Origin of the sequence: Methylococcus mesophilus, assembly GCF_026247885.1 — a bacterium.
Classification (GTDB): Bacteria; Pseudomonadota; Gammaproteobacteria; order Methylococcales; family Methylococcaceae; genus Methylococcus; species Methylococcus mesophilus.
The window spans coordinates 290505-302507 of record NZ_CP110921.1 but is presented as its reverse complement, the minus strand read 5'-3'; the positions used below and the strand labels follow the sequence as shown (position 1 = coordinate 302507).

Genomic DNA, 12003 nt, shown 5'->3' with positions numbered 1-12003 from the left:
TCGATTTTCAATATATTTTTTGTTTGATTATCAGTCTCTGAGCAACTCGTTGATGCCGACCTTGCCGCGGGTCTTCTCATCCACCTGCTTGATGATCACCGCGCAATACAGGCTGTGGCTGCCGTCCTTGGCCGGCAGGTTGCCGGACACCACGACGGAGCCCGCGGGAACCCGGCCGTAGCTGATCTCGCCGGTCATCCGGTTGTATATCTTGGTGCTCTGGCCTATGTAGACGCCCATCGAGATCACCGAACCCTCTTCCACGACGACGCCTTCGACGATTTCGGAACGCGCGCCGATGAAGCAGTTGTCCTCGATGATGGTCGGGCCCGCCTGAAGCGGTTCCAGCACGCCGCCGATGCCGACGCCGCCGGAGAGGTGGACATTCTTGCCGATCTGGGCGCAGGAGCCCACCGTGGCCCAGGTGTCGACCATGGTGCCGGAATCGACATAGGCGCCGATGTTGACGAAGGACGGCATCAGGATCACGCCGGGGGCGATATAGGCGCCCCGGCGGACGGCGGCGGGTGGCACCACGCGGACGCCCGCGGCACGGAAATCTTCCGGGCTGAAGCTGCCGAACTTGGGTTCGACCTTGTCGAAATAGCGCGTCTCGCCGCCGTCCATCACGCGGTTGTCGTTGATGCGGAAGGACAGCAGTACCGCCTTCTTCAGCCACTGGTTGACGACCCAGCCTCCGTCCTTCTTCTCGGCGACGCGGGCCGCGCCGCTGTCCAGCAACCGCAGCGCCTCTTCCACCGCCTCGCGCACTTCGGCGCCTACCGCACCCGGGCTGATCTGCGCACGATTTTCGAAAGCTTCGTTGATGATGTTTTCCAAAGACATGTTATCGCTGACTATAAGGTTTGAATGAACTGCTTGATACGATGCGCCGCTTCGACACACTCCTCCAAAGGAGCGACCAGGGCGATGCGGACATGGCCTGCGCCCGGATCGGAGCCGCCGCTGTGACGTGACAAAAACCGCCCCGGCAGCACCGTGACATTCTGAGCCTCGAACAGGCCGGCGGCAAATGCCGTGTCTTCGATCGGGGTGCGCGGCCAAAGATAAAACCCGGCCGAGGGCACGGCCATCTCGAGGACGTCCCCCAGCACGGCGGCAACGGCGTCGAACTTCTGCCGGTAAAGCGTCCGGTTTTCGCGCACATGGGCTTCGTCGGCCCAGGTCCTTTCGCTGGCCGTTTGCACCGGAAGCGACATGGCGCAGCCGTGATAGGTCCGGTACAACAGGAAACGGCTCAGGATCCCGGCGTCGCCGGCCACGAAGCCCGAGCGAAGGCCCGGCGCATTGGAGCGCTTGGACAGGGAATGGAACACCACGCAGCGGCGGAATTCGGTATTACCCATGGTGGCTGCGATCTGGAGCAAACCCGACGGCGGATCGGCCTCATCGGCGTACAGCTCCGAATAGCATTCGTCCGATGCGACGATGAAATCGTACCTTTCTGCCAGTTCCAGCAACTGCCGTTGCTGATCGGCCCCCATCACCGCGCCGGTGGGATTGCCCGGGGAGCAGACGTAGACCAGCCGGCACCGCCGCCATACCGATTCCGGCACCGCATCGAAATCCGGCAGGAATCCGGACTCAGCCGTGGTATTGAGGAAAAAAGGCTCCGCGCCGGCCAGGATCGCCGCGCCCTCGTAGATCTGATAGAACGGGTTCGGCATCAGCACGAGCGGCTGCTCCGCCGGATCGATCACGGCCTGGGCAAAGGCGAACAGCGCTTCCCGCGTGCCGTTGACCGGCAGCACCTGCCGCTCCGGGTCTACCGCGCCCTCCCCCAGGGCGAACCGCCGTTCCAGCCATTGCGCGATGCTGCGGCGCAATTCCGGGCCACCCTTGGTGGTCGGATAGGCGGACAGGCCGTGCAGATGCTGCAGCAGCGCCTCGGCGACGAAGTGCGGTGTCGGATGCTGGGGCTCGCCGATGGACATCGCGATGTGAGGCTTGTCCGCCGGCGGCACCCGGCCCCGTTTGAGATCCGCCAGCTTCTCGAAGGGATAAGGGTGCAGGCTGGCGAGCTTGGGATTCATGTCGGGAAGAACCGCGGGCGCCGTCTTCGTTGAAAAGGGCCGCAAGTATAAGTCATGGCGCCCGCTTTCTTCCAGAATCGGTCCGCCCCGGCCTCAGCCGGACAGACCTGACAAGGGCCCTGGCGAGCTGTCCTGGTCCCCGAAACTGTTGATGTTCACGCCCATGAACCGGGCGATGGACACCAAGAGTTTATTGTGCGGAACGCCGCTGAACTTCAGACTGCGCCCGGTCGCCATTCCGCCGGCTGCGCCGCCTGCCAAGATGAAGGGCATGTCGTCGTGGTTGTGCCAGCTCCCGTTGGCGAGACAGCTGCCGTGGAAAACCAGGGTATTGTCCAGGAGAGTTCCACCGCCGTCAGGCGTGGCTTGCAACTGTTCGATCAGGCGCGCGAAGCGCTCCATGTACCAGGCCTTGACGGTCACGAAGTCCTGCCCCGCGTCGTGCGATGCGCCGTGGCAGGTCATCGGGCTGCCGGCTTCCTTGATCACGTTGTCGTGCACCGAGTTGTTCCACTTCAGGGTGACGACGCGGGTCAGATCGCAAGCCAGGGCGTGCACCGCCACGTCCGTGTGCAGATCGGCGATCGTCCCCATCCGGCTGGCGTCCATGAACTCCGGGTTCTGCCACAGCGCCGTGCGCGTCACCTGAAAGCCGGTCGGATTGAAATTCCAGGCAGGGCAACTTCCGGCCGCCGCCGACTGCAGTTTCTGCTCCAGCTCGCGCAAGGCGTCCAGATGGGTGTCCAGCTTGACCTTTTCCGTCGTACCCAGCCGGGTGCGCAGGGCGTTCAGTTCGCTCAGCGAATGATCCAGGGCGCCGATGCGGCGCTGGGCCCGCGCGTTATCGCCGGCGCTGGCGCCGAACAGCGAGTCGAACGCCGCCAGGGGATTCATTTCGGGTACGACGGGAACGCCGTTGTTGTCGTAGGTGATGTGCTTGTCGGTGTAGATCGGAACGATGTTCAAGTTCAAATGAGGCCGTATCGTCTGGGTCTTGAAGACCTGGCCCAGGTAGTAGTCCAGCGACACGCCCAGCGTGCTGTTCTGCCCCCCCGTACCGGTCAGCAGCTTGATGACGCCCCCCTCGTGGGTACCGCCGGGACCGACCATGTTCAACCCGCTCAGGAAGATGCAATGCTGGCGCACCCGCTCCAGCGGCTGGGTCATGGCCGGCAGCGTGAAATCGGTACCGGTGCCCTGCGCGTGCCACTGGGCCGGAATGGCGCCATCCGGGGTGTAGACGAAGATCACCCGGCGCGGGCTTGAGCCCGCCCCCAGCGCCAGCCGCGCGAAGCTCAGGCCGAGCCCGGTGGCCCCGGCGAGTTTCAGGAAATCCCTGCGTTTGATCGAATAGCTCATTGCATTCTCCTTATTGATCGGCGCGGCGCGAGGTGAAGCCGGGGGCGTTGACGATGCCGAGCAGCATGGTCTGCAGGTTGTAGCCGTTGGCCGAATAGTTCCGCAGGAAGCTGTCCAGGGAGCAGCTGTCGGACGACGCCTCCCGTCTGCCGGTGGTAAATCGGTAGTACTGGCGCGCCGCGCACTGCGCCGCGGTCGGGCTGGCGGCGATTTTCCGGCTGAGATCGGGGAGATCGGTGAAGCTCAGCTCCTCGGTGGGCGTGAACGTCTCCAGGCCGCGCAGGACGCCGCTGGCGTCGATCGCCTGTCCGTTTTCGGATGCCCTGAAGATGCCGGAGCCGTCGTAGTTCTCGAATCCGAAGCCCGGTCCGTCCAGGTACTGGTGGCAGCCGTAGCAGCTGGTATTGGACTTGCTGTGGAACTCGAAGCGCTGCCGCGTCGTCGCATTCGGATCCGGCTGCGGCGCCTGGATGAAACCTGCGTTGGCCGGCAGCGGCAGATCGCGGCAAAGCAGGCGCTTGTACAGGAAGCCGCCGCGCTTGAACGGATGCGACTCGTTGCTGTTGGCGTAGCGGGACAGCACCGCGCCGAGCGTGAGGATGCCGGTGCGGGTTCCGTCGCTCACCGTCACGGGCGCGAATCCGCTGCCGCCGGGACTGCCGAGCCCGTAGTAGCCCGCCAGGGTGTTGTTGACGACGACGTAGTTCGCCGTGAACAGCTCCGGAAAGCTCTGGGTGGACTCGAAGGCGACATGGTCGAAGAAGCCGATCAGCTCTTCTGACATCGAAGACTTCACCGCCGCCGTGTAGCGCGGATACACCGCCTGGTCCTTCTCCGGCAGTGTGTACGGGCTGGAACCCAGCAGCCACTGGCCGACGAAATGGCCCACCCGGTTGCGGCTGCGCGGCAGGCTCAAGAGGCGCGAGGCCTGGGCGATGCGCTGGTCCGGCGTGTCCAAGAGGTTCTGGTCGGCTGCACTGACCAGTTCGCCGTCGGGCAGCGACCCCAGGAACAGATAGGAAAGGGCGCTCGCCGTCTCGTAAGGCGTCAGCTTGTAGGTCCCGTCCGCCTGCACCTCGCCCAGCTCGGAACGGTAGAGGAAATTCGGCGAAACCAGCATATGGGTGATGGCCGCCTCCACGCCCTCCCGGAATGAGCCCTGCCCGAACAGCGCAGCATAGGCGTCGGCTTCTTCCGTGGTCAATGGCCGCCGGTAGGCACGCTTGCCGAAAGCCTCGACGAACTGACGGGCACAGGCCGCATCCTGCTGGGTGCAGGGCAGCAGGGCGTTCCAGTTCTGCTGCACCGCCTTCGCGGCGAGGGCCTCGGCCTGGGTCAGGTAAGCCTCGAGGCGAATGCTCGTCACCAGGTTGGTTGCGACATTGTTGTCGAAGCCATCCACGCGGTTTTCCTCCGGCAGGAGATGCACCAGATTTTCGGACAGCCCGAGCAGGTCGTTGACCGTGTTCTGGTATTCCTGGCGGGTCAGCAGGCGCAATGCCCGTCCGCCGGGCGGCGGGCTGCCGGCGCAGGCGTTGCCGCCGCCGCCACCGCCCCCCGAAGCGGCGGCGGCAAGCACCTCGATGATGTACTTTGCGGTACCCGCCGCGCAGTTGCTGACGCAGTTCGAAGGCTTGGACGGGGGCATGCGGACGCGGATGATCTCGGTGAGCGTCGCGAGCTGGTCGGCCGTGAAATGGACCAGCGGCTTGTTGGTGAAGCCTCCTTTGCCGTCCTTTCCGTGGCAGCTGGCACAGCCCTGTTTCTGGTACTGAGACTCGCCGTACTTGAGCAAGGTCGGCAAGGATGCGGATGCCGTCGCTGGCGGACTGTTCCCCACCGCGTTGAAGGCGTAGACCCGATACTCGTAGTCGTTCCCCATGGCCACCGTGCCGTCGCCGAACGACGGGGCGCCGGCAGCCGTTTCGGCCACGAGAGCCCAGTCGACACCGCCGGCGGCGCGGCGCTCGATCCGGAAACCCTGGGCGTATGCATCCGCCGCGGTCCAAACCAGGTTGACGACGGCGTTGTCGGCCACGGCGGCGGACAGACCGGCCGGTGCCCCCGGCGCCACCGGTACGGGGGTCGGCGTGGGGGTGCCGCCGCCCGTGGTGGTGGCGCAAGCGGCACCATTCAGCGTCAGCACGCCGGGTACGGCGTTGGTGCCGGAATGGCTGCCGTTGAAGCCGAATTCGATGGAAGCGCCGCTGGCGATCTGGCGATTCCAGTCCGCCGGCGTCACCGCGACCTGGGTGCCGGTCTGGACATACTGGCCGTTCCACATTTCCGTCACGGTTTGGCCGCTGGGCATGGTCCAGGCGACCGTCCAGCCGTCCAGGGCGGTGCCGTTGTTTCTGACTTTCACGTTGGCGGTGAATCCATCATTCCATTGCGCCGTCACCTGGTAGTCGGCCTGGCAGGGCCCTGTCGGCGTAGGCGTAGGCGTAGGGCTGGGGCTGGAAGTCGGCGCCGGTGTCGGCGTGGGCGCCGGACTCGGGCTCGCTGTCGGCGCCGGGCTGGGCGTGGGAGCCGGCGTCGGAGCAGGACTCGGCGTAGCGGTCGGCGCGGGCGTGGGGGACGGCGTAGCCGTGACCAGCGCACAGGCTACGCCATTGAGGCTCAGGCTCGAAGGTGCGCGGTTGGCGCCGGCATGGCTGCCGTTGAAGCCGAATTCGATGTTCGATCCGGTGGGAATGTCCCTGTTCCAGTCGAGGTTGCCGACTTCCACGTGGGACCCGGTCTGGGCGAACTGGCCGTTCCAGGAATTCGTGACCTGCTGGCCATCGGGCATATCCCAGGCGACCTTCCACCCAGCCAGCGGGTCCCCATCGTTTCTGATCCGGACGTTGGCCGTGAAACCGGTGTTCCACTGATCGGAAATCTGATAGGTGGCTTCGCACGCCTCCGGTTTCGGCGAAGGGGGGGGCGTGACCACGGCCACCGTGCATTTCACGCCGTTGACGCTCAGGCTCGCAGGCGTGCGATTGATGCCGGTGTGACTGCCGTTGAAACCGAATTCGATGTTCGATCCCGTGGGAATGTCCTTGTTCCAGTCCAGGTTGCCGACGTCGACGTGTGCGCCCGTCTGGACGAACTGGCCGTTCCAGGAATTCGTGACCTGCTGGCCGTCCGGCATTTCCCAGGCGACGTTCCATCCCGCCAGCGCAGGGCCGTCGTTCCTGATCTTCACTTCGGCGGTGTATCCGCTGTTCCACTGTTCGGAAATCCGGTAACTGGCTTCGCACGCCCCAGCGGTGGCCGAAACGGTAGCCGATGCCGGCGTTCCTGCGCATTGCGTTCCGTTCAGGGCGATGTCCCCCGGAATCCGGTTGGTCCCCTTATGGCTCGCCTGGAAGCCGAACTCGATGACCTCGCCGGCAGCCACTTTACGGTTCGACGCCTTGTTCCTCACACTGACTGCGCCCTTCTTCTGAGCGTATTTGCCATTCCATAGCCGAGTGATCTTCTGGCCATCGGGCATGGTCCAGGTAACGGTCCAGCCATCGACCGCGTCGCCCTGATTGACGAGCCGCACCGTCGCCGTGAAACCGGATGAAGTCTGAGTATCGACGACGTAATCCGCGCTGCAGGATACGGCCGCCCACGACGCGCCGCAGAACAGTCCCCACAGGCAAAGCCCCCCTGCCCAAACCCAAAAGTAACGTTTCATTTTTATCGGCTCCTTCATCATCCAAGCTTCCCCGGTTCACCGTAGACGTCGCGCAAACGGCCGGCATTGGCACTCCATGCACCTCAGCAAAGATCGCGCCGCCGGTTTCAGCCAAAACTGTCCGCTGAATCCTTCTTTGCCCCCGCCCTTCCTGTCGAGCAAATCTAGTCCAACTAAATGAACATTGTGGCCAATTCGACGCGGCTGAACTCTAACAATCTGCAAACCGAAGTGCATTGGAAAAATCTGACACACCCCCCCCTGCCCGCCGGCCCTGCATCGGATTCATGGATAACTTCGGCGAGAACCGGCCGAGTCGCTTTCCGCCGGGGCGTCGTGGTTCGCAACTGCCGGATCGTTAAAGCTATAATTGCCGGCCCGCGTCACCTACCCGGTCCAGATTCGATCCATCCCAATGAACCCGCGCTGCGAATCTCTGACTCCACAATCCGCCGAATGCGACGTGCTGGTCATAGGCGGGGGACCCGCCGGTTCCACGGCCGCCTCACTCCTGGCCGAGCGCGGCTACCGCACGGTGGTGCTGGAAAAATGCCGCCATCCCCGTTTCCACATCGGCGAGTCCCTGCTGCCGGCCAACCTCCCCTTACTGGAAAGGCTGGGTGTGAAGGATGAAGTCGAGCGCATCGGCATGTACAAACCCGGCGCGGAGTTCGTGTCGCCCGATCACGACGACACGCTCACCTTCGAATTCGCCGACGCCTGGGACAAATCCATGCCGCACGCCTACCAGGTGCGGCGATCGGAGTTCGACCACATCCTGATCCGGAACGCGGCGAAGTGCGGCGCGGAAGTCCTGGAGGGCTGGCGGGCCTCGGACATCCGGTTTCTGGGCGACGGGCAAAACGCGGAAGTCGATGCCCAGGACGACGAAGGGCGGAGCCGGCGGTGGCTGGCGCGTTTCGTGATCGACGCTTCCGGCCGCGATACCTTCATCGCCAACCGTCTGAAGCTCAAGCAGCGCAACAGGAAGCACAACAGCGCCGCGGTCTACGGCCACTTCGCGAACGCGCGCCGCCGCAGCGGCCGCCACGAGGGCAGCATCTCGGTATTCTGGTTCGAGCACGGATGGTTCTGGTTCATCCCCCTGGCCGACGGCACGACCAGCGTGGGCGCGGTGACGTGGCCCTATTACATGAAACGCAGAGACAAACCGCTGCGCGAATTCTTTCTCGACACGATCGCCTTGTGTCCGGCTCTTGCCGAGCGCCTGGCCGCTGCCGACCTGGTTTCGGACGTGCAGGCCACCGGCAATTTCTCCTATGTTTCCTCTCGGACGCACGGCGAGCGCTATTTGCTGATTGGCGACGCATTCGCCTTCATCGACCCGGTGTTTTCCTCCGGCGTCCTGTTCGCCATGCAGGGGGGGGTGACCGCTGCCGAGACAGTCGATGCCTGCCTGAGCCGGCCGCAGCGTGCGAGCGCGGCGCTCAAGCGCTTCGACCGGCGGATGCGGCACGGCCCGCGCGAGTTTTCCTGGTTCATCTACCGGATGACCAACCCGACGATGCGCGAACTTTTCATGGCGCCGCAGAACCTCCTGCGCATGAAGGAGGCCTTGCTGTCGTTGCTGGCCGGCGACATCTTCGGCAAAACGCCGATCTGGTTCTCGCTGTACGCGTTCAAGGTGGTCTATTACCTGAACTGCCTGTGGTACCTCCGCCGCACCCTGGACGCGCGCCGGCGGCGCGGCCTGAACATCCAGGACGCCGACGCCGCCTGATGTCCCCAACCATGGTCACGCCAGCAGAAGGCGCCCTGTCACTCGTCTACCTGCCGCAGGCCGAACTGCCGGCCATGGCCGGCCTGATCGAGGAACGCGGGCTCGGCGCCGTAGGCTTCGGGGCGGATCAGCCGGTCGACCTCCCCCGCTCGCTTCCCCGGCTGGGGATCGCCACGCCGCAGATGCAGCCGGCCGAGGCGGTGGTCGAGATCTGGATGAGCACGCGCCGTACGAGCCGCGGGCGGACCGGAGCCATCGACTGGGCCTGCGACGGCCACCATCTCTTCGGGACGCTGCAAACCGAGACGGGTTCGGACATTCGCAGCGCAACCGGGCAGACCTACGATTCCCTCTTCCGATTTCTCGACCGGCACGGCTACCCGCACCTCGTACGGATCTGGAACTACTTTCCCCGGATCCATCGGGAGGAGGCTGGCCTCGAACGCTACCGGCAGTTCAACATTGGTCGGCAGGATGCCTTCCTTCGCGCGAACCGGCCTATCGCCGGCGCCCTGCCTGCCGCCTGTGCGCTCGGAACGCAAACCGGCCCGCTGACGGTCTACTTCATTGCCTCGCGCACTGCTGCGATCCCGATCGAGAACCCGCGCCAGCTCAGCGCTTACCTGTATCCCGGGGAATACGGGCCCCGCAGCCCGAGCTTTTCCCGCGCCGCACTGCTGCGCTCGGAGGGCCAAACGACGGTATTCATTTCGGGAACCGCGAGCATAGTCGGCCATGAAAGCCTGCATCCCGGCGACGCCGCGGCGCAGACGCGGGAAACCCTGGCCAACATCGCCGCTCTGGTTTCCGTGCTGAACGGGGAACCCGACGGCGCCGGCTTCACTCTCGCCGATTTCCGCTACAAAGCCTATGTCCGGCCCGGCTGCGCTACGGAACCGATACAATGGGAACTCGCCGCTGCCCTGCCGGCGGCCACCGAGGTCCTGTTCCTGCAGGCCGACGTCTGCCGTCAAGAACTGCTGGTGGAAATCGAAGCCTTCGGGAGCAGATCGCCTTAGAAACCGAGGAGTCCCTACTTGACCCTGCTGACCCGCCCGCTGAGGGCCTTGTACGAATACGCCGCGCTGTATCTGGGCCTGCTGCTGTATGCCTCCATGTCCCTGGCCTGGATCGGTACCGCCGTACTGCTCCATCCCCTGCTGCCGGAGCGGCTGGGACGCCCCGTCGGCCGGTTCGGAATCATGTACGGCTGGCGGATCTTTTTCAGCATCATGAGCGCATGCGGCGCGTTCCGCTTCGATACCGCGGAACTCGAATCCCTGCGCGAAGAAACGCCACTGCTGCTGGTCGCCAACCATCCCAGCCTGCTGGATGCCGTGATCGTTGCCTCGCGCCTGCCCGACCTGGTCTGCATCATGAAGGCGAACCTGAGCGACAACATCTTCCTCGGTGCCGGCGCCCGCCTCGCCCGTTACATCGGCAACGACTCCGGCCACGGCATGATCAAGGCAGCTGTCTCGGAACTGCGCAAGGGCGGGCAACTGCTGATCTTCCCCGAAGGCACCCGCACGGCGGAGCCGCCGGTCGGCCGCTTCAAGGGCGGCGCCGCCCTGATCGCCCGCCATGCCGGCGTGCCGGTGCAGACGCTGATCGTAGAAACCGATTCGCCGTTCCTGAGCAAACGCTGGCCGGTTTATGCAAAGCCCAGCCTTCCGATCCGGTTCCGCATACGGCTGGGCCTGAGATTCGATCCGCCCGAGGACCCCGTCGCATTCACCCATGCGCTGGAAGCCTATTACGCCCGCGAGCTCAGCGGCGCCCCGACCGCTCGCCCACAGTCCGATCCGACATGAACACGCCCTCCCGCACCCACCTCGTCATCATTCCGAGCTACAACCCCGGCCCCAAGGTTTACGAGACTGTCAAGGCGGCCCGGCATCACTGGAACCCGGTATGGGTGGTGGTGGACGGCAGCTCGGACGGCACCTGGGAAGGGCTGCTGAAACTCTCGGCGGAAGACACCGGGCTGGTCGTGCTGGGGATGCCCGCCAACCGCGGAAAGGGGGCGGCCGTGCTGCGCGGCCTGCTGACCGCCCGCCGCAAAGGGTTCACGCACGCCCTGGTCATGGATTCCGACGGGCAGCATCCGGCCGACCGGATTCCGGAATTCATGGCACGCTCGCAGGAAGAGCCGGATGCCATGATTCTGGGCGTGCCGGTGTTCGACGACTCGGCTCCGCCACTGCGCGTGAAGGGCCGGCGCATCTCCAACTGGTGGGCCAATCTGGAAACGCTGTGGACCGGGATCGGCGACTCCCTGTTCGGATTCCGCGTCTATCCGATCCAGGCGCTGTGCGTCGTCATGCAGGATCACCAATGGATGCGGCGCTTCGACTTCGATCCGGAAGCCGCCGTCCGGCTCTGCTGGGCAGGCATCCGGCCGGTCAATCTGCCGGTACCGGTCTACTACCCCAAACCCGAAGAGGGCGGCACCTCGCACTTCCACTACTGGCGCGACAACGTCCTGCTGACCTGGATGCACATCCGTCTGGTGTTCGGTTTTCTGGCACGCTTGCCGGTTCTGCTCGCAAGAATCGTCCGCCGTCCGGAAATCTGACCGACCGCATGGCACGCCCCTGCCTTGGGAGAACCCAAGTGCCCGCCAATACTCACGCCACCGAACAGGACCGGGAATACATGCGGCTGGCGATCGAAATCATGCGGCACGCCGGTGTCGTCGACAGAACCGGCGGCCCGTTCGGCGCGGTCATCGTGCGCGGCGGACAGGTGCTCGCCAGTGCCGGCAACAGCGTGATCCGCGACAACGACCCGACGGCCCACGCGGAAGTCAACGCCATCCGCGACGCCTGCCGCAAAGTCGGCACCTACGACCTTTCCGGCGCCGTGCTGTACAGCAGTTGCGAATGCTGCCCGATGTGCTACGCGTCGGCTTACTGGGCCCGGATCGACAAGGTCTTCTACGCCGCCGCCTGGAACGACTACGAAGACCTGTTCGACGACGCCCGGATCAATCAGGACATCGCAAAGTCCTACGCCGAGCGTCTGCTGACGCCGCAGCAGCTCATGCGAGAGGAAGCGCTCGAGGTCTGGCGGGAATTCCGAACGTTGCCGAACGGTGCAAGATACTAAGCGAATCCGGTTTCTTGCCGGTCGACTCTATTGCCCCACCGTACGGTCCCGCGCGATCGAATCTCGTC

At 64.8% G+C, this 12003-nt stretch carries 9 protein-coding genes; 5 read left to right on the top strand and 4 right to left on the bottom strand.

The window, feature by feature from the left end; translation table 11 throughout:
- Positions 1–30 precede the first annotated feature (30 nt).
- From dapD to OOT43_RS01480, 4 genes are all read right to left on the bottom strand, one after another.
- Complete coding sequence (gene dapD / locus OOT43_RS01495) at positions 31–846, bottom strand: 2,3,4,5-tetrahydropyridine-2,6-dicarboxylate N-succinyltransferase (protein WP_266022891.1); 816 nt, start codon at positions 844–846, stop codon at positions 31–33.
- An 11-nt stretch (positions 847–857) separates the two neighbouring features.
- Complete coding sequence (dapC, locus tag OOT43_RS01490; protein ID WP_266022890.1) at positions 858–2054, bottom strand: succinyldiaminopimelate transaminase; 1197 nt, start codon at positions 2052–2054, stop codon at positions 858–860.
- Positions 2055–2147: 93 nt separating this feature from the next.
- On the bottom strand, positions 2148–3413 hold the full coding sequence (locus tag OOT43_RS01485; RefSeq protein ID WP_266022889.1) for a DUF1552 domain-containing protein: 1266 nt from the start codon (positions 3411–3413) through the stop codon (positions 2148–2150).
- Between the two features lie 10 nt (positions 3414–3423).
- Positions 3424–7083 (bottom strand): cellulose binding domain-containing protein, encoded by a 3660-nt coding sequence (locus tag OOT43_RS01480; RefSeq protein WP_266022888.1) that lies wholly within the window; start codon positions 7081–7083, stop codon positions 3424–3426.
- Between the two features lie 415 nt (positions 7084–7498).
- Here OOT43_RS01480 and OOT43_RS01475 point away from each other — a divergent pair, with 415 nt between their 5' ends.
- The 5 genes from OOT43_RS01475 to OOT43_RS01455 are packed head-to-tail and all read left to right on the top strand — an operon-like array spanning position 7499 to position 11935.
- Entirely contained in the window at positions 7499–8824 is a 1326-nt protein-coding gene (locus OOT43_RS01475) for an NAD(P)/FAD-dependent oxidoreductase (RefSeq protein WP_266022886.1), read from the top strand.
- The gene (locus OOT43_RS01470) at positions 8824–9843 is read left to right on the top strand and encodes a chorismate transformation enzyme, FkbO/Hyg5 family (protein WP_266022884.1); all 1020 of its coding nucleotides are present in this window, start codon (positions 8824–8826) and stop codon (positions 9841–9843) included. The genes OOT43_RS01475 and OOT43_RS01470 overlap by 1 nt, the downstream gene beginning before the upstream one ends.
- Positions 9844–9861: 18 nt before the next feature.
- On the top strand, positions 9862–10638 hold the full coding sequence (locus OOT43_RS01465) for a lysophospholipid acyltransferase family protein (protein WP_266022883.1): 777 nt from the start codon (positions 9862–9864) through the stop codon (positions 10636–10638).
- Positions 10635–11402 (top strand): glycosyltransferase family 2 protein, encoded by a 768-nt coding sequence (locus OOT43_RS01460; RefSeq protein ID WP_266022881.1) that lies wholly within the window; start codon positions 10635–10637, stop codon positions 11400–11402. The genes OOT43_RS01465 and OOT43_RS01460 overlap by 4 nt, the downstream gene beginning before the upstream one ends.
- Before the next feature lie 38 nt (positions 11403–11440).
- Positions 11441–11935 carry a nucleoside deaminase gene (locus OOT43_RS01455; protein ID WP_266022879.1) on the top strand — a complete coding sequence of 165 codons (495 nt, stop codon included), beginning with the start codon at positions 11441–11443 and terminating at the stop codon, positions 11933–11935.
- The last annotated feature ends 68 nt before the right edge of the window (positions 11936–12003 follow it).